The 23,125-nt window shown below is 51.5% G+C and carries 21 protein-coding genes; 11 read left to right on the forward strand and 10 right to left on the reverse strand.

Going from position 1 to position 23,125, the window contains the following annotated elements; all coding sequences use genetic code 11:
- Positions 1-159 precede the first annotated feature (159 nt).
- On the forward strand, positions 160-1,845 hold the full coding sequence (locus QET40_RS01880) for a sulfatase (protein ID WP_280125475.1): 1,686 nt from the start codon (positions 160-162) through the stop codon (positions 1,843-1,845).
- 16 nt (positions 1,846-1,861) lie between these two features.
- Here QET40_RS01880 and QET40_RS01885 read toward each other — a convergent pair whose 3' ends face one another.
- The gene (locus QET40_RS01885; RefSeq protein WP_280125476.1) at positions 1,862-2,278 is read right to left on the reverse strand and encodes a DoxX family protein; all 417 of its coding nucleotides are present in this window, start codon (positions 2,276-2,278) and stop codon (positions 1,862-1,864) included.
- A 265-nt stretch (positions 2,279-2,543) separates the two neighbouring features.
- Between QET40_RS01885 and QET40_RS01890 the strand changes: the two genes are divergently transcribed.
- From QET40_RS01890 to QET40_RS01905, 4 genes are all read left to right on the forward strand, one after another.
- Positions 2,544-3,002 (forward strand): type II toxin-antitoxin system antitoxin SocA domain-containing protein, encoded by a 459-nt coding sequence (locus QET40_RS01890; protein WP_280125477.1) that lies wholly within the window; start codon positions 2,544-2,546, stop codon positions 3,000-3,002.
- Positions 3,003-3,028: 26 nt separating this feature from the next.
- Positions 3,029-3,766, forward strand: coding sequence for a copper homeostasis protein CutC (locus QET40_RS01895; RefSeq protein WP_280125478.1), 738 nt, complete (start codon positions 3,029-3,031; stop codon positions 3,764-3,766).
- A gap of 96 nt (positions 3,767-3,862) precedes the next feature.
- Positions 3,863-4,807, forward strand: coding sequence for a hypothetical protein (locus QET40_RS01900; protein WP_280125479.1), 945 nt, complete (start codon positions 3,863-3,865; stop codon positions 4,805-4,807).
- Between the two features lie 19 nt (positions 4,808-4,826).
- A complete protein-coding gene (locus QET40_RS01905; RefSeq protein ID WP_280125480.1) occupies positions 4,827-5,900 on the forward strand; it encodes a nucleotidyltransferase domain-containing protein in 1,074 nt (357 codons plus the stop codon).
- A 150-nt stretch (positions 5,901-6,050) separates the two neighbouring features.
- Here QET40_RS01905 and rpsP read toward each other — a convergent pair whose 3' ends face one another.
- The 8 genes from rpsP to QET40_RS01945 form a co-directional block, all read right to left on the reverse strand.
- Positions 6,051-6,296 carry a 30S ribosomal protein S16 gene (rpsP, locus tag QET40_RS01910; RefSeq protein WP_280125481.1) on the reverse strand — a complete coding sequence of 82 codons (246 nt, stop codon included), beginning with the start codon at positions 6,294-6,296 and terminating at the stop codon, positions 6,051-6,053.
- A 157-nt stretch (positions 6,297-6,453) separates the two neighbouring features.
- Positions 6,454-7,092 carry a LysE family translocator gene (locus QET40_RS01915; protein WP_280125482.1) on the reverse strand — a complete coding sequence of 213 codons (639 nt, stop codon included), beginning with the start codon at positions 7,090-7,092 and terminating at the stop codon, positions 6,454-6,456.
- Entirely contained in the window at positions 7,089-7,985 is an 897-nt protein-coding gene (locus QET40_RS01920; protein ID WP_280125483.1) for a tyrosine recombinase XerC, read from the reverse strand. Before QET40_RS01920 ends, QET40_RS01915 begins: the two co-directional genes overlap by 4 nt.
- A gap of 44 nt (positions 7,986-8,029) precedes the next feature.
- The gene (locus QET40_RS01925) at positions 8,030-8,950 is read right to left on the reverse strand and encodes a hypothetical protein (protein WP_280125484.1); all 921 of its coding nucleotides are present in this window, start codon (positions 8,948-8,950) and stop codon (positions 8,030-8,032) included.
- A gap of 120 nt (positions 8,951-9,070) precedes the next feature.
- Positions 9,071-9,424: a preprotein translocase subunit YajC gene (yajC, locus tag QET40_RS01930; RefSeq protein ID WP_280125485.1), complete on the reverse strand. Its 354-nt coding sequence runs from the start codon at positions 9,422-9,424 to the stop codon at positions 9,071-9,073.
- Complete coding sequence (tgt, locus tag QET40_RS01935) at positions 9,421-10,554, reverse strand: tRNA guanosine(34) transglycosylase Tgt (RefSeq protein ID WP_280125486.1); 1,134 nt, start codon at positions 10,552-10,554, stop codon at positions 9,421-9,423. The genes yajC and tgt overlap by 4 nt, the downstream gene beginning before the upstream one ends.
- Before the next feature lie 137 nt (positions 10,555-10,691).
- The gene (locus tag QET40_RS01940) at positions 10,692-12,080 is read right to left on the reverse strand and encodes a replication-associated recombination protein A (protein WP_280125487.1); all 1,389 of its coding nucleotides are present in this window, start codon (positions 12,078-12,080) and stop codon (positions 10,692-10,694) included.
- A gap of 83 nt (positions 12,081-12,163) precedes the next feature.
- Positions 12,164-13,051: an alkaline phosphatase gene (locus QET40_RS01945; protein WP_280125488.1), complete on the reverse strand. Its 888-nt coding sequence runs from the start codon at positions 13,049-13,051 to the stop codon at positions 12,164-12,166.
- 213 nt (positions 13,052-13,264) lie between these two features.
- Between QET40_RS01945 and QET40_RS01950 the strand changes: the two genes are divergently transcribed.
- The gene (locus QET40_RS01950) at positions 13,265-14,446 is read left to right on the forward strand and encodes a 1-deoxy-D-xylulose-5-phosphate reductoisomerase (RefSeq protein WP_280125489.1); all 1,182 of its coding nucleotides are present in this window, start codon (positions 13,265-13,267) and stop codon (positions 14,444-14,446) included.
- A gap of 13 nt (positions 14,447-14,459) precedes the next feature.
- Positions 14,460-15,677 (forward strand): DUF418 domain-containing protein, encoded by a 1,218-nt coding sequence (locus QET40_RS01955; protein WP_280125490.1) that lies wholly within the window; start codon positions 14,460-14,462, stop codon positions 15,675-15,677.
- 58 nt (positions 15,678-15,735) lie between these two features.
- Here QET40_RS01955 and QET40_RS01960 read toward each other — a convergent pair whose 3' ends face one another.
- Positions 15,736-16,590: an aminotransferase class IV gene (locus QET40_RS01960; RefSeq protein WP_280125491.1), complete on the reverse strand. Its 855-nt coding sequence runs from the start codon at positions 16,588-16,590 to the stop codon at positions 15,736-15,738.
- Between the two features lie 198 nt (positions 16,591-16,788).
- Here QET40_RS01960 and QET40_RS01965 point away from each other — a divergent pair, with 198 nt between their 5' ends.
- From QET40_RS01965 to QET40_RS01980, 4 genes are all read left to right on the forward strand, one after another.
- Positions 16,789-18,465 carry a peptidylprolyl isomerase gene (locus tag QET40_RS01965; protein ID WP_280125492.1) on the forward strand — a complete coding sequence of 559 codons (1,677 nt, stop codon included), beginning with the start codon at positions 16,789-16,791 and terminating at the stop codon, positions 18,463-18,465.
- Between the two features lie 27 nt (positions 18,466-18,492).
- On the forward strand, positions 18,493-19,893 hold the full coding sequence (locus QET40_RS01970; RefSeq protein ID WP_280125493.1) for an MFS transporter: 1,401 nt from the start codon (positions 18,493-18,495) through the stop codon (positions 19,891-19,893).
- An 89-nt stretch (positions 19,894-19,982) separates the two neighbouring features.
- Positions 19,983-22,187 (forward strand): TIM-barrel domain-containing protein, encoded by a 2,205-nt coding sequence (locus QET40_RS01975; RefSeq protein ID WP_280125494.1) that lies wholly within the window; start codon positions 19,983-19,985, stop codon positions 22,185-22,187.
- Positions 22,188-22,435: 248 nt separating this feature from the next.
- Positions 22,436-23,122, forward strand: a complete 687-nt coding sequence (locus tag QET40_RS01980) for a DUF6198 family protein (protein WP_280125495.1) — start codon at positions 22,436-22,438, stop codon at positions 23,120-23,122.
- Positions 23,123-23,125 lie beyond the last annotated feature (3 nt).

Raw genomic sequence — 23,125 nt, forward strand, 5'->3', positions numbered from 1 at the left:
AAAAGACATCGATATAATCTTATACAATCCAGTCTCCATCCACCAAGTCCATTCCGTGCCTTCAGCAATAAATGCAGAACCGAAATAATACGTCAAAAACTCCTTTCCATCCCATTTTTCAATTGATATGTTTCCTTAGTAACCGTTCCCGACGTCGTCATGAAATTATTTACCTCCCTCCTGACATTTGTACTCGTCTTTGCAAATTTCCCCTCCCTCGCACAAGCCCGGGATTCCTCATCTACACGGCAAAAGCCCAATATCATTTTCTTCCTCGTTGACGACATGGGATGGCAGGATACATCGCTCCCTTTCTGGTACGACAAGCAGGGGAAGCCCAAAAAGACTTTCCTCAACAAACGGTACAGAACCCCCAATATGGAAAAACTAGGGCAGCAGGGCATGGTCTTCACCAATGCCTACGCACAACCCGTCTGTTCTCCCACACGTGTCAGCCTGATGTCCGGTATGAATGCAGCCCGCCACCGAGTCACCAACTGGACTCTTCAGCGCGACGTCAGTACGGATGCTTCCAGTCCGGTCGTACTTCCCCCCGGTGATTGGAATATCAACGGCATCCAGCCCGCCGGCACCAAACCCAGCGGAAAAACCAAAAAGCCACTCACGGGAGAGCCTATTTCCTACACAATGAAAAAGCCCTATGTGGCAGCAACCGGTCTCCCCTTCCTCCTCAAGCAACAGGGCTATACAACCATCCACTGCGGCAAGGCCCACTGGGGTACGCGCGACACCCCCGGGGCGGATCCGCTCAACTTCGGCTTTGACTTCAACATCGCCGGCACGGAAATCGGTGGCCCCGCCGACTACAGAGGCTCCCAGAAATACGGGAAAGGGCCCTTCCACGTTTGCGGACTCGACGAAAATAATTATTACGAAAACGATACCTTCCTCACGGAAGCACTCACCCGGGAAGCACTCAGCAGGCTGGATGCCATCCGCAAGGATCCGAATACTGCCAAGAAACCCTTCTACCTCTACATGTCGCATTACGCCATCCATGCTCCATTCGATCAAAGAGGGTATGACAAACGCTTTGCCGACAACTATAAGGATCCCAAGGACGGCAAACCCTGGTCGGACAATGAAAAACGGTATGCCGGCCTCATCGAAGGCATGGACAAGAGCCTGGGAGACATCATGGACTACCTCCGGGCCAACAATCTGGACAAGAACACCATCATCCTCTTCATGGGAGACAACGGCGGCCTTGCCATCAGCGGACGACTGGGCAACCAGCTCGCCAACTTCCCTCTTTCATTCGGTAAAGGCTCCGGAAGGGAAGGAGGCATCCGAGAACCGATGATCGTCTCTTGGCCAGGTGTCACCAAAGCCGGTTCCCGAACCGATACTCCCGTCATTGTAGAAGACTTCTTCCCGAGCATTCTGGAAATGGCAGGGGTCAGGAATCCCCGCACGGAACAAAAGATAGACGGTATCAGTTTCGTGCCGCTCTTGAAGGGACAAAAAACCGCCCAGAACCGCCCCCTGCTCTTCCATACTCCCAACATCTGGGGAGAAGGAGCCTCAAACCACAGTTGTTATTCACCCTTCTCCGCCATCCGGCAAGGGGATTGGAAACTGATCTACTGGCATCCGACCCAGAAGTTCGAACTATTCAACATTGAAGAAGACATCAGCGAAACCAACAATCTGGCAGAGAAATATCCCGATCGCGTGCGCTCCATGGCATCGACCATGACGAAACTGCTCAAAGAGCGCAATGCTCAAATGCCCACCTATAAGGCCGGAAATGCATTCGGGGTTCCAGCCGGAACCCCGGTACCGTGGCCGGACAAAGCTTCCATAAATATCACGAAACCCTAAGTCCTGCCCCTGCTTCTTACAATGACGCAAGCCATGCATCCAAAGAATAAGCTCCCGGACCAGTCAGGCACAAGGCAAGTGCAGCTCCTGCAAAAAGGATGTGATACTCGATTCCTTCCCCAGCCTGCTTGCCGGACCAATTGCTGAAAAATCCATTCCGGACATGAAGACGCATGGCCGTCAGCATCAGAATAGCACACCCCAGGGCGGCAAGACGTGTCATTAATCCCAGAACAAGAGCTGCAGGAGCCAAAAATTCCGTCAGCATGGCCACAACAGCCAATGGAGCAGGAATGCCCATATTCCGGGTAAATGCCTCATAGGTGCCGCTCCATCCGCCACCGCCGAACGCGCCCAACACTTTCTGGGCGCCATGAGGCCACAATACAACTGCAAGAGTAATCCTCAAAACGAGTTGCCCTACTGATTCCATATTTCCGAACAAGATTTGATTGAACCATTCCATCGTCATTTTTCTTTCTCCGGTTATCTTGACGGAATAGACATATCCACCTCTCCGGTCGTTCAACGCCTGCTCTTTCTTCCTTCGTATTCTTTTCCGGGCAGAAATGCGCCAGAACGATTATGTCTGAGAAATGGCAATCATCCTGAAGATATTCATGATAGAAAATTCCAAAAGCCCTTCCCCTCGATTCCGACAGGCAGGGCAATTATCTTCCCAAGTTTCTTCTTCCCGTATGAACATCACATCTCAAAAACTCGCCTATTGGTTCATCACCAAGGCAGAGTCCATTGACAGGCCCCTGACGCCAGCCAAGTTAATTCACCTGTCAGTACTGGCCTGCCACGAATATCTGCGCGACTTCGGTATCCCCCTTATGAACGAATCCACCGAAGCATGGGAAAACGGGCCCGTTCTGCCTACCCTCTATCACGAATACAAGGAACAAGGATTCTGCCATCCTATCGAACATACCAGCCGTCGGCAATCGCCCCTCGAACATGACGATCAAATAGAGGCTTTCCTTGAAAGTATCTGGAACAAATACGACAAGTACACAGCACGCCAGTTAGCCCGGGCCTCCACCCGCCCCGGTACTCCATGGGACATCACCATTCATTCCTCGGAATCATTTCGCCATCCTGCAATTGGAGAATCTGCCATCCTTGCTTATTATTCCTCTCTCCGTCCCTGAAAATCACACGAACGCTATCAAGAGCCATGCCAAGAATCATCGAAATCTGCGCCAATTCCGCCCAAAGTTGTCTGGAAGCCGAATTGGGAGGAGCCGCTCGCGTCGAACTCTGCGCCGGAATCCCGGAAGGCGGGACAACGCCCAGTTATGGTGAAATCCTGACAACCCGGGAACTGGTCAACCATATCGCTATCCATGTGATCATCCGTCCGCGTGGAGGAGATTTCCTGTATACAGAGGCTGAAATCCGCTCCATGCTGCACGATATCGAAATATGCCGCCAGCTCTGCATCCAAGGAGTCGTGTTCGGTTGCCTCACCAAAGAGGGAGATCTCGACATGCCCCTGATGAAACGCCTCAAGGAAGCAGCCGGCCCCCTCTCCGTCACCTGCCACCGTGCCTTCGACGTTTGCCGGGATCCATTCCAGGCTCTGGAACAACTCATTGATCTGGGATGCGACAGAGTACTGACTTCGGGCCAGCAACCCGACGCAGTCAAAGGCATTCCCATGATCTCCCGCCTCGTACAGCAAGCAGGAGACCGCATCATCGTCATGCCGGGATGCGGAGTCAGGGAGACCAACATCGCTCAAATTGAATCGGAAACGGGAGCCAGGGAATTCCACACTTCGGCTCGCAGTACAATTTTCAGCAAAATGGAATTCCGCAATGAAAATGTTCCCATGGGCAGTTGCGCCGTTACCTCCGAATTTGAAACCGTCGAAACGGATCGCAACAAAGTTGCCGCCTGTGTCAATGCGTAAACAGCCTCGCATTTTCCCGATAAAATACAAAAATGCCGCTATCTTCAGGGTTTCAGCTTGAATCCTGAGCCTCATTAGTCCTTTAATGAGGACGATATGAGATTTATACTCCTTCTCCTGTTGCTCATCTCCGGGGGACTTGGCTATTGGTTCCACGAATCCTACAGGAAAGAAGCGGGCATTCCCGAGCTTCAACTAAAAATCCGACAAGCAGGAAGCGACCTGGAACGCATCGATTCCGATATGAAACGCGTCCACGATGAAATCCTGAAACTCGACAAAGCATTGGCCGAAAAAAAAGAAGAATTCGTCGAACAACGCAATATTCAGGAGATAGCCATCCAGGGCAAACGGGGAAAACTCATCCAAAAACAAAAGTCTCTGGACGAACATCGCCTCCTCGTCGACAAAAAATACAAAAAGCTTCAGGAAAACCTCAATGACAAGATCCAATCCCTCCGCGGCGAACTGGATGCTACTATAGCCAAAGACAGAGAAGCCATCTTCAACCGGGAACGCAGGGAAAACAATGTCTCCCATGCCAGCAAGGTAAATCCAAACTGGCCGGCACAGAAAGCCAGGCTCGTCGCCAATATGAACGCAAAACATGACCGATTGAAGAAGATTCAGGAAAAAGAGGAAAACAAACTGATCTTCCAACTCGAACAAGCCGAAAAGACCTACAGGGCATTCCAGGCAAAAAACAACAGAAACCAGCAGGAGATCTCCAGAGAGATCGACAATCTCTCTTCCATCCAACAGGAGGCGGACGAAACAACCTCTTTCCAACATACAAAAAACCCAGTTCCCTCAGTCAGCTCTCCCCTCCTGCAGAAACGAACCGACCTCGCCCTCCAGCAGAAAAAGCTCCAAAATAAATATGATATCCTCAATCGCGAGGCTAATTACAAAATGCAGAAGGCACTTGAAGAAAAAGAGGCCAAACTCGCCAATATCAAGACATGGACTTACATCATCTGCGGATTTTGGGGACTTCTGACCCTATTCGCCTTCAGCGGAAGCTCCCGCCGAGAAGCATGAAATCACGCCCATAGCAGGCATGAAGAATATTCTATCTAACATTACTCTATCCAACATAAGCGATCATACACTCCTACACTGTATAGGCGGAAGCCATGCCTATGGATTGAATACCCGTGATTCCGATCTTGATATTCGAGGAGTTTATCAGGCTCCCATCAAGAATTATTTGATGCGACAATATCGGGAGGTCGTTCAAGATCAGAAGTCCGACATCCTGTTTACGGAATTGGGAAAATACCTCAGCCAACTCTGCGACAACACGCCTTCCGCTCTGGAACTGCTGTACACGGAGAAAGATTGCACCAAATACAGGCATCCCTTGTTTGACGAGATGATGAACAACATAGCCATCCTCTCTAAAAAATGCCGGTACACTTATGGACAATATGCTTACATGCAGGTCAAAAAAGCAACTAGTATCAACAAAAAAGCAGTTCATCCAGTCGAGAGATGCAAAGGATTGGATGAATTCTCATATGTTCTGGACAGACAATATACCTATCCTTTCCGCCAATGGTTTGAGGAATATAGACACACTCATCCCGAAGCAACTCAAGAGACTCTGGCACTATGCAAGCTTGATCATGCGGAAAACATGTATTGCATCTATGAATACCCTTCCAAGGGTATTTTTTCCAAGACAAGGGATAATGTTATCCTGACATCCGTACCCTCCGAAAGCAAAATCGTCGGATATATCTCCATCAACTTTCAGGAATATGCCAGACACTGCCGGGAATATCGGGAGTATCAGGAATGGCTGGCAAAACGGAATGAAAAGCGCTTCATTACCAACTGCAATACCATTGTTTCGGGAACATATTATGATACCAAGAACATGATGCATACATTCCGCATCATGGAAACCGCTATCGAAATCGCCCGGGAAGGCAGAATTTTCGTCAATCGATCCCAAGATCGAGATTTCCTTCTATCCATCAGGAACGGACAATACAAATACGAAGAACTTCTGAAAATGATCGACGATAAGAACGAAGAAATGATTGAAGCATTTGAACATTCAACTCTCCCCGAAACACCGGAAACAAACGGTATCAAAGAATATCTTCTAGAGTTTTACGGCCTGTAGTTCGCCCTTGCTTTTTTTCGGCAACTCGTCAAAAAGCCATCTTTCCTCAACTATTCAATTTCCCATAAGAGGAAAATGCAAACAAGCCTGCGACGGTTTCCCGAGCAGGCTTGTTTACACAAAAAATCAAAATAACATAATAAACTTGACTCAACCCTGCTTGCGGGTCTTGTCAATAATGGATGCCACCGTTTCAGAAGGTTGGGCACCCTTAGAAATCCAAGAATCAACCTTGGCAAGATCAATAGTATAGTTAATGCCTTCTTTCATCGGATCGTAAGATCCGACCTGTTCGATGAAACGACCATCGCGACGAGCGCGGCTATCCGTGACGACGATTTTGTAGTACGGGCGATCCTTGGAGCCCTGACGGGTGAGTCTGATTGCTACTGCCATATCAATTATAGTGAAAGATGTTGTCCGCCCACCCATGTTACAGCAATTGCAACACAAGTGTTCAGTTCCTGAGCGGGTGCGAATGTATCGTCTATTCTCGGAGCTTTGTCAATAGCTGAGTTTTTGTTTTTTCCTGACCTCAGCTTCAAAATAAGCATTAGTTGTTGTCCATAAACAACTTTGAAGTAAATAACAAAAGACCGAAAAGAAGCAGAGCCAAAGCAAATATCCGGTCGATCGCCACCGTATACTTCGCATACAAGCACCGAACAGGCGCCCACTGGAAAGCCCAGGCCCACAAAATCCATCCAATGGCACACGTCACAACGGTCAGAGCCACGACAAACACGGTATACCCCGCACTATGGGGGACATTCAGCAAGGGAGCGGAGAGGGACATGAAAAACAATGTGCACTTGGGATTAGTCACATTGCAAATCATGGCATCGCGGTACACCCCCCAGCGGGAAAGGGACGGCTCTTCCGCTTCTTCCGTCGCATCGCCGCCAACAAAGGCTCCTTTCTTCGGCCAAATTTTCCATGCAAGATACACCATCCAGCAGCCGGCCAAATAGTAAAACAAACTGCCCCATGCACTCTGTAAAAGAGCCGAGCCGACCGTACAAGCCAAGGCAGCCTGAAAAATGGCTCCCGTAGCAATACCGAGCGAAACAGCCACTCCTGCCTTCAGACCATGGGCAAGACTCGTCCGGGTTACCAGCGTTTGATCCGGCCCTGGACTCGCCTGAGACATCAGAAGATAGGCTACAAATGTCAATTCAGGGATGAAATTCATATGGATGCACGAGGATGCGCCATACGATACGCATCCGCCAGCCGGGATCGCGTCACATGGGTATAGATTTGCGTTGTAGAGAGAGATGCATGCCCCAGAAGTTCTTGAACGGAGCGCAAGTCCGCCCCGGCATCCAGCATATGCGTCGCAAATGTGTGTCTCAGTTTGTGAGGAGAGATATCAAAGGGAATTGATGATGCCTTAACGTACTTTTTCAAAAGAAGTTCCACAGAACGACCACTCAGCCTTTTCCCGAGCCGGGAGATGAAGAGGGGGGATGTTTCCGGCAAATGGGCGCGACGGACATATTCATCCAACGCCGCCAAGGCGGGATCTCCGACGGGGAGGATACGCTGCTTGTTTCCCTTGCCTGTCACTCGCAGAATTTTCCGGTTGTGATTGACGCTTCTGACATCAAGGGACACCAGCTCGCTGAGCCGCAAACCACAGGAATAAAACAATTCAAGCACTGCCGCATCACGATAGGGCAGCCAGTCGGGAGACGACGGAGACAGAGGCAGACGGTAAGGCAATTCCAACAATTCCAGCATCTGGTCGATGGAAAGGAAAACCGGCAACTGGACGTGTTTTTTAGGCAGGGACACTTCAGCCATCGGGTTGGTCTCCACATACCCTCTTCTCAACAGGAAACGGAATAACGAGCGCAAAGCGGAAAAACGCAATCGCAACGTTGCAGACGATTTTTCCCCCATCAAACCAGTCATCAGCCATCCTCGGAAGTCATCTGCCGAACATGCCTGCCAGGAGGAAAAACGTTCCCCCATCCATTCCCGGAACAATCGCAAAGACCGGGTATACGTTTCGTGCGTATGCGAACTAGCCTGCTTTTCCACCAGCAGATACCGAAGAAACTCTTCCTCTTCCCGAGACATGGACATTACTATGCAATCCCTTCTCAGGAAAGGCAACCGGGAATTTACTCGTTTCCCTCTTCTTCCGTTTGAAGCAAGGTATAACCTTCCTCCAAGCTTTCCATCAACTCCGTATCGTAGGTTTCTTGAATAAACAGGTCAATGTCATCCATATCGGCACTATCATCCTCCTGTTTCTCACGAATCCGGCGAATGGACTCAAGAGCCGCTTTTCGTTCTTCATCGCTCAAAAGGCCATCACCGTCCTTATCATACAGGGCTAGCATGGCTTTCGCCTTGTCAGCGTACAATTTGCGAGAATCTCTAATCACGACATCCACTTCATCCCGGGACAACACACCATCGCCATCGGAATCATACTTCTTCAGAATCAACGATTGAGCCAGTAAAAACAAGGAAGGCCTGACCAAAAACTTTTTCTTGTGCGAATTTTCTACAACAATCCGGGGAATAGGGGGCGGAGGCAACACATCCCGGCCATTTTCTCCGACGGGACGGGGATGAGTCTTTTTCCCGGCTGTTCCCGCTTCATTCCGGTCTTCCTGGCGAAAATGCACCTCGGCTGCCTGTCTTTGTTGTTTAAATTGATCGTGCAGTTTCTTCTTCTCTTCAACGGAAAGTTTGCCGTCTTTGTCTAAATCAAATTTTTCAATGAACTTCCTGCGAGCTTCCTGGCGATTCTCCTCCGCATCCTTGAGCAGGATTTTCTTTTCCCCGGCATCAATAACGTCATCGCCATTAGTATCGTATTTTTTCAAGATGATATCCCTGATCATCAACAACTGGGCCAATCGGTCGGCACGGGAGGGCGGCGGCGGAGGGCCAGGAACGTCATCCCCCAGAGCCGGCAAAAGCCCGCAACAAGCCAGGATGACAACAGACAGCCTCCGGACGACACGATTTTTCATCAGTTGATTCCTCATGCTCTTGTTTTCGTAAACACCGTAATTGAAGGAGGGTTGCATAAAAAGCAAAATTTGTTCCTATCCTATCCGTGCAATTCCGCCAGCCGAAGCATCAAATGAAAAAGGCCGGTCTCGCCCATGCGAACCGGCCTCAAGATTGATTAAATGATTGCTGGAGGATTACTTCTTGTCATCCTGCTTAAGTTCGGCGTCCTTCTTGATGACGTGAACGATAGCGCTCTTTTCAAACTTCATGTTCACCCCTTCGGCCACCTGGACAGTCACCGTATTGGTATCCACGTAAATGACGGAGCCATGGATACCGGCACTGGTAATGACTTTGTCGCCTTTTCTCAGACTGTTCTGACGTTCCTGCTGTTCCTTCTGGGCTTTGCGCTGGGGACGGATCAGGAGTACCCAGAACAACAAGGCCATGACTACGATAAGAATAACCGGATGGATACCACCACTAGATGCTTGTTCCGAAGCTGAGGCCTGTGCCAGGACAGCGGCTTGTGCTAAGATATGATTCATGAGATTTCGTTATTTTTGTAGCGCGCGATAAAGGCATCCTTGAAGGAGCCGAAGGTTCCGGACACTATGGCAGCACGCGCCTGCGCCATCATCCGCAGATAGAATTCAAGATTTTGGAAAGAAAGCAACCTTAAAGCGAGTATTTCACCCGCTTTGAACAAATGCCTGACATACGCCCGGGAAAAACGAGCCACCGACGGGTGTCCTTCCGGGTCGATCGGGCGGGTATCCGCAGCCCATCTCTGGTTCTTGATATGCATGGGACCATCGGGAGTCAGGGCAACACCGTGCCGTGCCAAACGAGTTGGCATCACGCAGTCGAACATGTCCACCCCGCGGGAGATCATTTCCAAAATCTGAGGAGGCGTGCCCAGCCCCATCGCATAACGGGGTTTGTCCTCCGGCAACCAGGGGACCGCATGATCAATGGCACGGAGCATTTCTTCTTCCGGCTCGCCGACCGAAACCCCTCCGATCGCGTAACCGTCGAAGTTCATGGCAGCCAATTCCTCGGCGCACTGCCGGCGCAAGTCCTCATAGATAGATCCCTGGACAATTCCGAAATGGTGCTGGCGTCCATCACCCGAACGCGGTTTATATTCCTCAATCCACGCCTTGCATCGTCTGGCCCAGCGAAGCGTATAGCCCAAGGATTTTTCAGCGTATTTACGGTCACAGGGATAAGGGGGACACTCGTCGAAAAGCATCGCGATATCGCTGCCGAGGTTGGCCTGGATTTCCATGGATTTCTCCGGGCTAAGCATCATGTATGCACCGTCCAGATGGTTGGAAAACCGGACTCCTTCTTCGGTAATCTTGCGAAGCTTGGCCAGGGACCAGACCTGGAACCCTCCGGAATCCGTCAAGATAGGCTTGTTCCAGTCGATAAACCGATGCAGCCCCCCCATTTCGCGAACAAGGACATCCCCTGGACGAAGACAAAGATGGTAGGTATTGCCAAGGATAATCTGCGCTCCCAGAGCCTCCAGATCATCGGGATGCAGGGTTTTGACGGAACCTTGCGTTCCTACCGGCATGAAAATGGGAGTTTCCACAACGCCATGGGGAAGGACCAGGCGACCGCACCTGGCTGAACTGGAGGGATCCCGCGCTAGAAGAGTAAAGGACATATGTGATAAAATCGAAGGAGCTATTCCCGGAAACCACAACCGGAAGGTAATCCGGGGAAGTCGTTGTCATTACCTCATTTCGGAGGCAAAAGCAATACCCGGTTTCCCCTGCCCGGCAGAGCTCTCCTCTCCGGCATTCACTTCTTTCTGCCGGCGTTCATGTTTTTCAAAGCTTCCTCCGCGAGTTTGCGGCGGTGTTCCATCCGTTCGGCAATCCGCTGTTCAAGCCCGTTGGTCGTTGGCGTATAATAGTGGCGGCCTTCAGGCAAATAAGCCTGTGGGACATAACCTTCCGGAAAGTCGTGGGCGTAAAGATATTGCATTTTTACTTCATCGGTTCCTCCGGCTGCAGCCAGTTTTTTTCGAGTCGGCGTCCTCAAATGTTCCGGGACGGCCAGAGTCGCCCCATGTCTCACATCCTCCAGAGCGGCGGCAATGCCCATGTAGGCAGAGTTACTCTTGGGGGCGGTCGCCAGATAAACGGCGGCATGGGCCAGAGGAATGCGGGCTTCCGGCATGCCGAGCATCTCTGCAGCCCGGGCGGCATCAATGGCAACGCGCAAAGCATTCGAATCCGCCAGACCTACATCTTCCGAGGCGGCAATGACGATACGCCGGGCAATAAACCGGACATCTTCTCCGGCTTCCAGCATTGTTGCCAGCCAATACAGGGCGGCATCGGGATCGGAGCCACGCATGGATTTGATAAAAGCCGAAATCGTATCGTAATGCCCGTCTCCTGCACGATCGTATTTAATCGCCTTCCGTTGGATGGATTCTTCGGCTGCAACCAAATCGACATGAACCGTACCATCCGGCCCGGGTGACGTCGATAGAACAGCGACTTCCAGTGCCGTCAACGCCTTGCGGACATCGCCATCCGCCATTGCAGCCAAGTGTTCGAGAGCATCAGTATCCACAACCGGGTTGAACGAAGCCAGTCCTCGTTCCTTGTCACTCAAGGCACGAACGAGCAAGGCTTTCAGATCATCGGAGGGAACGGATTCCAAGGGGAACACCTGCGAGCGAGACAAAAGAGGGGAATTGATCGCAAAATAAGGATTTTCCGTCGTCGCTCCAATAAAACGCACAGTTCCCTTTTCCAAATAAGGAAGGAGGACATCCTGCTGAGCTTTGTTAAAGCGATGAAGCTCATCTACAAAAAGAATCGTTTTCTTTCCCTGGACACTCATCCGCATTTGCGCCTGGGCAATGCGCTCCCTCACTTCGGCCACATTGGACTCCACACCGTTGAGCATGACGAAAAACGAATCCGTCGTTCTGGCAATAACCGAAGCCAGAGTCGTCTTCCCCACACCGGGAGGGCCGTACAGGATCAGAGATGTAAATCTGTCCGTTTCAATCGCCCTCCGAAGCAACTTACCCGGGGCCAATACGTGCCTCTGCCCCGCCACTTCCTCCAAGGTACGGGGACGCATCCTCGCAGCAAGAGGCATCGGGGGCAAAGCATCGCCGGGCTTGCTCTCTTGCTCCTCCGGCTCATCATTCAAACTGAACAGATCCATCCGGAGGGAAACCTAGCATGTCCCCCCGCTCCGGACAAGCCGATTAGAGGACTGTCCGAAGCAGAGGGAGAAAAAATAAGGCGTTATTTCTTCAAGAGGCCCTGTTCGATCGGGCGGCCCGTCCAGACTTGAGGCTGCTTGAGTTCAAGCAATTTGGCAATCGTCGCAGTGATATCATATACCATCGTACTGTCCGTGATCTTTTCATTTCTCTTAATCCCGGGGCCAGCCATGATGAAGGGAGTTCTGACTTCGCTCAATGTAATTCCTCCATGGTTTTTGCCTTTACCGCCATGGTCGGAAGCGAAAAAGATAGCCATTTTCCCGTTCATCGGACTTTTTTTGACAGCTTGAACCAGCTCTCCCACTACCTTGTCCGCCGTCTTGCAGGCTTCTTCATACTCCTTGCTTTCCCAGCCATACTTGTGCCCGGCGCCATCGGTAATGTCCAGATGGATAAAAATAAACTGAGGGTTCCGCTTCAGGAACGACTCCGTCAACTTGACAATTTCATCAGGTTTGGCGTTCTTGGATTCGGAAATAGCATCCTCTTCCATCAAATACTTGATACCTTCCCAATCGTAGAAACATCCAGTCACGGCGGTTGGCCGCTGGTCACGAAGAATACCGAAAATACCTGGGTACTGTCCGTAATTGCCAATTTCCCGAGAAGGAAGTTCAGGAGACTTACTACCCCATTTCGTAAAACCATGGAGTTCCGTCGGCGAACCGGAAAGCATCGACTTCCAGTTGATGGCACTTGAAGAAGGCAACACGCTCCGCATCTCCGTGGTAGATGCACCGCTCTTCTCCAACGCCGTCAGATTGGGCAGATCTTTCTTGTACTTGTTATACATTTCGGCACTGAAGCCATCAACACCGATCAGGATAACAGGAGTCGGAGCCGCCATGGAAACACTCCCCAGGCAAAGAACCGCCAAAACGGTCATTGTTACATGTTTAATATTCATATTAAGGTAATTTACGAATGTGAACACCGACACCTTTCAGTAAAAAATCATTTTTTGGGGACTCGGGTAAATTGACACTAAGTTGTCGGTCCGTTCACGGAGCTATCTTTACCCCCGTCCATGCGATACAGCACATATAAATACCGGAAGAGGGCAGAATTTCCGTATGGCTACTTGTCAAACCGGATGCATTCGGGCAGGATGCCCCCAGTCATGCGCAAACGACGAGTAGTCATCTTAGGATCGACAGGATCCATCGGGACCAGTGCCCTCAAAGTCGCCCGCGACATCCCCGACCGCATGGAAGTCGTCGGGCTTGCCGCCTGTTCAAGCGTCAAAGCCCTGGCAGAACAAATTCATGAAACGGGAGTCAAGAGGGTAGCCCTTTTCGATGCTACCAAAAAAGAGGAACTGGCGGCATTAATCTCCCCGGACGTCACGATTTTCACAGGGGAAGAAGGACTCTGTGAACTGGCTCGTACAGAAGAAGCCGATATGGTGCTGATCTCCATTATCGGCACAGCAGGATTACAACCTGCACTAACCGCCATTGAAGCCGGCAAAGATCTTGCCATCGCCAGTAAGGAAATCCTGGTAATGGCTGGAGAAGTAGTCATGACCGCCGCTCGCAAGGCCGGTATCAACGTCTTGCCCGTAGACAGCGAACACAATGCCATCTACCAGTGCCTGCAGGTGGATCACAGAGGCCCCGACCAGGTGTCGCGCCTCATTCTGACGGCATCCGGAGGACCATTCCGCACTTGGGATAAAAACGCCCTTGCCTCCGTCACTCTGGAACAGGCATTGCAACATCCCACCTGGAACATGGGACGCAAAATAACCATCGACTCCGCCACCATGTTCAACAAGGGGCTGGAAATGATCGAAGCCCGCTGGCTTTTCGATATTCCAATGGACCGCGTGGACGTCATCGTCCATCCCCAAAGCATCGTTCACTCCATGGTAGAATACGTCGATGGCTCCGTCATCGCCCAAATGAGCGAATCCGATATGTGTTTCCCGATCCAGTATGCCGTCACCTGGCCGGATCGAGTCTCCAATACCCTCACTCCGCTGGATTTCCGCCAACTTGGCAGCCTCGTTTTCGAAGCACCACGAGAAGACGCTTTCCCGGCGCTGACACTCGCCCGCCGGGCGGGGGAACTCAGCGGAACCATGCCGGCCGTCATGAACGCAGCCAACGAAATCGCCGTCGAAGCCTTCATGAACCGCCGTCTCGGATTCACTCAAATCTGGGACGTCGTCGGCCAGGTCATGAACGCCCATGATCCAATTGACCCCATGGGACGCCTGGAACCGATCCTGAAAGCCGATGCCTGGGCTCGCTCCACCGCTGCCGGCATCTGCGCCTCACTTGCCACATCCAGCGTCTGAACACTGCTCTTCCATGAACTCTCCGGACGGACGTCTGCCACGCATTGATTTTTTGGACGCACTCCGGGGGCTGGCCCTGCTGGGTATCGTACTCGTTCATGCGCACGACCACTTCAACCTTTACGTCTATCCGCCCTGTCCGGACGGATGGCTTGGGGAAGTCAACCGCTGGGCCGAGTTCGTCTATTCCACCTTTCTGGTCAGCAAAGCATTTCTCCTCTTCGCCTTCCTGTTCGGGATGAGTTTTTTTCTGCAACTGGACCGAGCCGGAAAAGCCGGTGTGGACTTCCGGAGTAAATTTATCTGGCGATTGGCCCTGCTGTTCTGCATCGGTCTGGTTCACTGTCTGTTCTACGACGGAGACATCCTGACCGTCTTCGCCGTTCTGGGGCTTCTGCTCATCCCATTGTATTCCGTCAGATCATGGATTCTGCTTGCTCTGGTACTCGTCCTTACAGCCAGGTTACCCCTCATATTAGATATCATTCATGGATTGATCTCTCCGGACTGGACACCGGAACACACCTACAACGGATTCTTTCTGCTCCATGACCATATGACCGCCCCCTCCCGGGAAAGCGTGTATGCCGGAAATTCCCTAATCGCAACCATCAAGTGGAATTTCATCTACGGACAAGAGGGCAAATGGGCCTTTCTCGTCAATAGTCCTCGCGGCATTCAAACCATCGCCATGTTCATTCTGGGACTTTGGTGTGGTAAAATGAGATTTTTCGAAAACCTGGGAACACGCACACGCATGTTCCGCAATGCCGCCTGCATCTTCCTGGCATGCTGGATTTTCCTTACCGTAATACCCATGCCCCATGTGACATCTACCGAAATAGATAGGTACCTTGTCGATTTGACGACAAGTTGGGCCAACCTGCTCTACTCGGCCGGATTCGTCTGTTCCCTGGCCTGCTTGAGCGGCCTTGGAAAGACTACCCGCATGATACGTCTGCTGGCTCCCATCGGCAAAGCCACCCTCACCTGCTACGTCAGCCAGACACTCATCCTGACGTTCTTCATGTTCGGATGGGGTCTCGGGTTGGCTCCCCGATGGAATGCACTGGAATCCATGTGTGCCGGAGCAGCAGTCTTTGCCATCCAATGCCTTTTTTTCCGCGTATGGTTCAAATATTATCTGTACGGCCCTTTGGAATGGCTTTGGAGATCGGGTACGCGCCTGGAGTGGCAACCTCTACGACGCCCCAAAAGCCCCCGAAGTTAATGAAAAAACAGGGAGAGGAAGGGATGAGATGCCTCATATCACCCCGGTCTTCTCCGTATTACGGATCCAGACTGTCATCAATCAAGTCGGCAAACGCCTTGCGAAGACGCATCGTCGTCGCGCCCGGAAAGAGCCGACGGCCATCAATCATGGCCACCGGTTGAACCTCGCACAACGACGAGGTCAGAAAGACTTCTTCCAATGATTGGAGAGAGGAAAAGGGTTCATATGCCTCTACGCATGCAATCCCCAAAGACCGGCATAATTCCATGACAAGCCCCCGCGTCACCCCCGGAAAGGCCCCTCCCTCCAGCGGGCATGTCTTCACCACCCCGTCCTGCACCCAGAACACGTTGGAGATGGTACCGGAACAAATCTGTCCGGAAGTATTCGCCAGCAAAGCTTCCCCCATGCCCTTCCCGACAGCTTCGGCAAGAATCATCATGTTTTCAATATAGGAAAGAGTCTTGATCCCCTTGAAGGGACTCTTGTCATTGCGCATATAGGAAGAAGTCATTACGGAACACGTATCGCCCTGGCGTCCTCCGGGAACAGCGGCCACCATAACGGTACAGGGAGCCCCGCAGCGCAAGAGTCCCAGCAGAGAAAGACCGGAAGTCACCGCAATACGGATACACATGGGATCAGCCAATTTGTTCCTCTCAATCACCGTACGGACAGCCTGGAAAAGTTCCTCCTTGGACGGGATACTATCCACATTCATGCCCATCGCCTCGGCGGAAGCCATCAATCGCGCGTGATGACGGGAAAAAGCGAACGGCATCCGGTCATACGTCACCAAGGATTCAAAACAGCCGTCGCCAACGGAAAACCCCAGGTCAAAAGGAGAGATACGCGCTTCGTCTTCGGAAAGAATTTCCCCGTTGAGCCATACGATTCGGTTGGATGCCATAGTTGAGTTCTGTAAAAGTTCGATTTTTTCCATTGGAGCTTAAAATGGACGACTATTCAAGCGAGTTATGATCCAATTGAAAGAAAAGTTGCGTTCTTCTTACTTGCCACCTCCACCCGTCAAGGTGTAAAGAATGTTACCCCGTCCACAATCCGGGCACTACCTCGCACAAGAAACTATCCTCCCACCAACTCAACCATGCTCGAATTTTTAAGAAAACACACGCTCGTCGTCATGGGCGCCATGGTTCTGGTCTTTTTTGGACTGGTCTTTATCGAATCCCGCACGAACACTACATTTTCCACCGGAGGACCCGCTCGCGTCAAGGTTGGCAATATCTCCTATACTGACAAGGATTTGAACAGAATTGCCGAGATGGGCATTCGGGTTGCCAGTCAGGTTCCCAGCCTATTCAATTTCATCCAGCTCCTGGCGGCGGCTCCCAGCAATGAAACCGGGGCTTACGATGCATCACTCGCTTTCCTTGCCAACTACGGCATTATTAAACAGGAAGCGGAACGCTACGGCATCTACCCCAGCTCCGAGGAAATCGACGAAACGATCAAGGGCATGCCGGAATTCTGCAAGGAAGATGGAACTTTCAACCCCGAAGCCTACCGGGAACTTGTCTCTATGCGCGGTAAAAACGCCATCGGCGAAGTGGAAGAATCCCTGCGGGAAGTCGTTGCCACATGGATTCGTTTCAACCGCCTGGAAAGCATCCTGACGGATGGAATCTCCATGAACGAAGAATTCGTCAAAGACTACATCCAGTCCATGACCCAGGACATCACCGTCAACGTCGCCACTCTCAACAAGGAAGACTTCCGTCCCAAGACCGAACCAGGCGAAGAAGAGATCAAAGCCTTTTGGGAAAAGCGCAGCAAAAATTACCTCAGCGACGAAATTCGCGATCTGACCGTGTACATCTTCACACCCAAGGCCAAAATCGTGGACAAGGCCGATACCAAAATTCCAGCGGCAACACTGGAAGTACTCAATGTGGTCGAACCCCTCTGGGAAAAGATCACTGACGCCAATGGCAAAAATCTCGATGAAGTCATAACCTCCGCGACCAAGGATTTCGAATCCCTGATGACGGTCTCTCGTGAACAATTCGACAACATCACGATGGACAATGCCCCCGACTCACTCAAACTGCCCCTGAATCCGGCTGCCGGAGCCATGCAAAAGAGCCTTATCGAAACGGCGTTCTCCATCGACAAGCACATTGACGCGGAACCGCCCACTCCCATCGCAAACGATGCTTCCGGAGCGCCTGCCATTATCAAAAAGAAAAAGCCGGACGCAGAAGGTATTACGGCCGAACGCATTTCCAACACCCTTGTTCTTGACGACGGTCGTATCGCCCTCGTCTGCGTCAACAAGATTGTTCCGATAGCCCCCCTGCCCTACAATCAGGCCCGTGCCGCCGCCCGCGCCGACTACTTGGACCAACTCACGACAACAACCATGGAAAACGCGGGCAAAGCCTTGAAGGAAAAACTTGATCAGGAAGGGACCGACATTGAAAAGTTCAAAGCTGCCGCTACCGCAGCCGGAGCCAAACTCTCTTTCTGGGGGCCATACAACAAACAACATATTCCCGACAATATGCCTGACGGTCTTACCATTTTCGATGCCGTTCGTAAGGTCAATGTCGGAGAATCCACGGAACCCGTTACAGTGGGAGGTTCCGTCATTATTGCCCAGTTAACCAAGAAGACAATCACGGATACCCCGGAAAACAAAGCCATTGAAACTTACATGACCCATGGCTTCAATGACGTCATTAAAAGAATGATCCTCATGGACTGGCTCGCCAACTGCTATACACGCTACAAGGTCACCTTCCAAGCCAGAGGGAATTATTAAACCCGTCAACACCATTTGCCCCCCATCATGAGCTTCCTTCCCTACCAAGCACGCTTTATCGTCGGAACGGAAGCTTGTGAACGTTTCAGTTTTTACGGACTCAAGAGCATTCTGGCCCTGTACATGGTCGGTGCTCTGGCTCTTTCCGAGGAATATTCCATCGCGACGGTCCATTTGTTCGTCGCCATCGTTTATTTGACGCCTTTGATCGGAGCCTGGATTGCCGACAACCTGCTGGGACGTTATAAAACCATTCTCACCATCTCCCTGCTTTACTGCATCGGCCACGGCGTACTTGCCATGGCCGATCTTTTCCCGGACATTGAATCCCGCCGGATGATTCTTTACATAGGACTGATTATCATTGGCTTGGGAGCAGGAGGCATCAAACCCTGCGTTTCCGCCTTCATCGGCGACCAGATCACGGACAAGTCGCCAAAAATGATGACCCGTGCTTACAATGTCTTCTACTGGTCTATCAATCTGGGTTCCCTGTTTTCCTTCATTGTCGTCCCGGCAGTCAAAGACGAATTCGGCTGGAGCTGGGCTTTCGCCATCCCCGGCATTTTCATGGCCTTGGCTACATTCTGTTTCTGGAGCGGGCGGAAGCACTACGTCATGTATCCGCCTACCAAACAGAGAGAAGGAGCCAGCCGTACAAGCATGTGGAAAGTACTCTTCCATGCCATTTCCCATAGAGGTTGGAATTCGGCCATCACCACCTTCGGACCAACACCGGTCAAGGACTTACGGCAGATTCTCAATATCCTGACCATTTTCATTTTCGTGATTCCGTTCTGGTCCCTGTTCGACCAAACAGCATCTTCCTGGGTCATTCAGGGAAGTAATATGACCCCCATGCACATTCCCTTGCCATGGGGTACCTGGTCCGTAGGTCCGGAGCAGATCCAATCCGCCAATCCGTTGATCGTCATGATCCTTGTTCCGGTCATTTCAACGTTGATCTACCCCTACATCGGCAAATGGGTGCGCCCGCTGTTCCGCATGGGGAGCGGCATTTTTCTTTCCTCCATTTCCTTCGTCATTGTTGCATGGATTCAAAGTCGCCTCGATCAGGGAGAACAGCTCTCCATCGCCTGGCAGCTTCTTCCCTATGTCATCCTGACCGTTTCGGAAATTCTCCTGAGTACGACCGGACTCGAATTCGCCTATACCCAGGCGCCGGCTCGAGTCAAAAGCATCATCTCCAGTTTCTGGAATCTGACGACTTTTGCCGGCAACATGCTCGTCTTCATCATCACGTATATCATCGCCTTTGTGACGGATAGTCATGCGGTATCCGTCGAGGGATTCATGACATATGCAGCCATGGCTGCCCTAGTCAGCGGCTTTTTTGCCATCTCCGCCAAGTTTTACATGAAGAGGAAGCAGACCATCGACGCCATTCCGGAAGACGCGGAAGTTTAAGGACTCCCAATTTCCCAGGATCTCACTTACTCCTCGGAAATTCCTTGAAGGTGAAAGAATTTCCCGTTCTTTTCGTATTTCTTCGTGTTATGCGATACTATTCTCTGACACGACTGGCCATGAGCGTCATGGTCGCAACCTCGTTGACAGGGCTCATTCCTGCAGCACATGCGGAAAAAGAAGCCACGCTCAATGATCAATTGATCGTCAACAATCCCGGTCCGGCAGCGCTGGTTGCCCCAAGCCAGGCTCTCTTCTTCCCTCCCATGCTGAAGTGGGAAAGCTGGGATTACTCTCCCATGTGGTCCAAAAAACCACAGGCTATTTCCAAGGACTTGCCGAAGGACTGGAAAACAAAAGTCGATTTTGATGTCGCCTACGGTCGCTCACAGGCAATCGTCAAAATTCCCGAAGGGACCGATCTATACGGGCAGGGGCTCGTCACCGGCCCACTGCGCCGCAACAACACCAAAATAGCAGTCTGGAACACAGACAACTACGGCTACGGTACCGACCACGGACGGCGCCTCTACCAAGGCCATCCCTGGGTCATGGGAGTTCGCCCGGATGGAACGGCATTCGGCGTCCTGGCGGACACGACATGGCGTTCTATTCTGGAAACGACGGACAAGGAAATTATTTTCGACTCGGAAGGCCCAGTCTTCCCCGTTCTCGTCATTGAGGGCAACAACCCTCTGGACGTTCTGCGCCAGCTGGCCGATCGTACCGGACATACGCCCATGCCCCCCCTGTGGTCGCTCGGATACCAGCAATGCAGGTGGTCCTACGAAAGCGAATCCAAGGGACTTAACATCGCCCGCGAATTCCGCAAGCGCCAAATACCCGCCGACGTCATCTGGATGGATATCGATTACATGGATGACTACCGTGTTTTTACTTTCAGCAAAAAGAGATTCCCCAATCCAAAAGCCTACAGCGACGCTCTGCACGAACTGAACTTCAAAGGTGTCTGGATGATTGATCCGGGAGTCAAAAACGACCCGAATTACTCTGTTCTCAAATCCGGTGACGAACAAGACGTCTGGGTCAAAAAGCCCGATCAGAAAACGGACTTCATCGGTCCTGTCTGGCCCGGCGATTGCAAATTTCCCGATTTTACCCGTGAAGGTACCCGTATCTGGTGGGCCGGGTTGTACCACGATTTCATCCGGAACAACGGCGTTGACGGCATCTGGAATGACATGAACGAACCGGCTGTCTTCAATTTCCCGGGACATACCATGCCCGTGGACAATTTCCACCGGGGCGACAAGAACATCCAACCCGGTCCCCATCTTAAATATCACAATATCTACGGTATGCTCATGATGTCCGCCACGCGAGACGGCATGATGCAGGCCAATCCGGAGAAGAGGCCCTTCCTGCTTTCCCGCTCCAATTTCATGGGCGGACAGCGCTATGGCGCCACCTGGACCGGAGATAACCTGTCCAACGCCGGACATATGCGGATGTCCATCCCGATGACACTCACTCTCGGCCTTTCCGGGCAGCCCTTCAACGGACCGGACATGGGGGGATTCGGCAACAATGCCTCCAAGGAAATGTACGAACAGTGGATCAGTTTTGGCACGATGTTCCCGTTCTGCCGCAACCATGCCAGTAAAGGTACCCAAAACAAAGAACCATGGGCCTATGGACCTGAAGCGGAACAAGTAGCCAAAACGGCCATTGAACGCCGTTATCGCCTGCTTCCCTACATGTACACTCAGTTCTGGCGTTCCACCCAGGACGGACGTCCCGTCATGCAGCCGACCTTCTTTGCCGACCCGTCCGACAAATCGTTGCGCGCCGAAGAGTCTACCTTCCTCGTCGGTGGTGATTTGCTCGTCATTCCGACCATTGCGGAAAATCCAGCCTTACCCAAAGGCAACTGGCTTCCGGTAAACATCCTGGAAACGCAGGAAGACGCCAGCCCCAAACAGGCCACAGTCAAAGTGAGGCCCGGTGCTATTGTCCCTCTTGGTAAAGTCGTACAGCATACGGCGGAACCCATGCTGGAAACAACAACTCTCGTCATCAATCTTGATGAAAATGGCAAGGCTTCCGGCGAACTCTACCAGGATGCCGGAGACGGCTACGGATTCCAGGACGGAGATTATTGCCTGACTGCCTACACGGCGGAAAAGACACCTGAAGGAGTTATCGTCACTACTGAGATCAAAGAAGGCAAACGCCCGACCGCTACTCAAAAAATTGTAGCCCGTCTGCTGACTCCCGAAGGAGAAAAACGCGCCGAGAGTGTCCCTGGGCAGAAACTCCTCATCAATCTCTAATGTCATTTTCCTTCTTCGAAGGTTAACGACTTCCTCAAAACCCGCATTCCTCCAACTTGGGAATGCGGGTTTTTTCGAGTCTGTACTTTCCGAATCATTCAATTCTTTGTGAGGCTGCTCCGTTTTTTGCTTCATGACGCAACTCGATCCCTCCAGCCAATCCCAGAATCCCCCCTTGCCTGGGTAAAATAAATATGATATACTAAGGGAGAGGGTTTGTCCATTTCTGGACTACCCTCTTTCCCATCATGAACTCTGATCACGTTATCCTCATCAAACGCATATTTGTCTATAGTCTGGGTCTTTTCATATTAGCGCTCGGCGTATCGTTCTCCATCGCATCCAATCTGGGAGTTTCTCCCGTCAATACGGTTCCCTATGTCATCAGCCGAATTACGCACTTGGAGATGGGAATATGTACTACGGTTGTATTCATAGGGTTCATCCTTCTGCAATTCTTCATTCTGGGGAAAGAGTTCAAGCTCCAAAGTATTTTTCAAATCATCTGTGCTGCCTTGTTCGGTTCGTTCGTTTCCCTGGCGCAATTGTGTACATCGTGGCTTCCCGAATGCACCGGATACGGGCTGCAAGCTCTGTATCTTGCCATCAGCATGATCCTGGTTGCCCTGGGAATTCTGTTTTACTTGAGCGCCGGGATTTTATCCCTGCCGGGAGAAGGAGTCATGCAAGCAGTATCCCGGAAAACCGGCCTGCCCCTTTCAACGTGTAAAATCATGTTCGACACCGTATCCGTAGCAGCCGCGGCAGCCCTGTCCCTTTTCTTTTTCACCTATCTGGACGGCATCCGGGAAGGGACTGTTCTGGCAGCCTTCGGAGTCGGCTGGTTCCTCAAAATCTTCGCCAACCAATGGAAGGAAAATATCCTGCGTTTTCTCGAGAAAACCGGGCAGTCGGAAGAAAGCGCATCCGCTTGATTC

It is taken from the genome of Akkermansia sp. N21169 (assembly GCF_029854675.1).
Classification (GTDB): Bacteria; Verrucomicrobiota; Verrucomicrobiia; order Verrucomicrobiales; family Akkermansiaceae; genus Akkermansia.